We start from the raw sequence: 763 nt of genomic DNA, 5'->3' as shown, positions 1-763 counted from the left end.
AAGATCGAGGAGTGGCTGAATGATGGCTGGTCGCCAGGCCTGATCGCGGCTGTGTTGGCCCGTGATCACGGGAGTGATCAGACTAGGAGGGTGTCGCACGAAACGATCTACCGCGCCCTGTATGTCCAGACCAGAGGCCAGTTACGGGCCGATCTGCATCGTTGTCTGTCCACGCAGCGGTCGCGGCGAGTCCGGCGCGACCGGGACCGGAAGGTGTCCAGTCCCTACAAGGAGGCGTTCAAGATCAGCGAGCGTCCGGCCGAGGTCGCCGATCGGGCCGTGCCCGGCCACTGGGAAGGTGACCTGATCATCGGGTCGGGCGGGTCCTCGGTCGGGACCCTGGTCGAACGCTCCACCCGGTTCACGATCTTGTTGCACCTGCCCGGCCGGCACGACGCGGAATCGGTCGCTGCCGCGATGATCGACCAGATGGGCCGGCTACCCGAGCATCTGCGCCGATCACTGACCTGGGATCGCGGAGTCGAACTCGCCGCCTACGCCAAGATCCAGCTCCGGCTGAAGATGCCGGTCTACTTCTGCGACCCGCACTCGCCATGGCAGCGCGGCACGAACGAGAACACCAACCGGCTGCTGCGGTTCTGGCTGGAGAAGAGCACCGACCTCTCGGTCCACAGCGCCGACGACCTCCGCCGAATCGCCGACACCCTGAACCAACGACCCCGCCCTACCCTCGAGCTGAAAACCCCAGCCCAAGCCATGAACGAACTCCTCAGCAAAGGTGCTTAGACCAATTGACTTTGGG

General features: G+C 64.6%; 1 protein-coding gene. It reads left to right on the top strand.

Annotation, left to right across the window (positions count from 1 at the left end):
* On the top strand, window positions 1-747 hold a 747-nt coding region (locus AC6CCG_RS34330), incomplete at its 5' end, for an IS30 family transposase (RefSeq protein ID WP_496659360.1).
* Between the last annotated feature and the right edge of the window lie 16 nt (window positions 748-763).

The sequence above is a fragment of the Microlunatus sp. YIM B11417 genome, from assembly GCF_059617205.1.
This window is presented reverse-complemented; position numbering and strand designations above follow the sequence as displayed.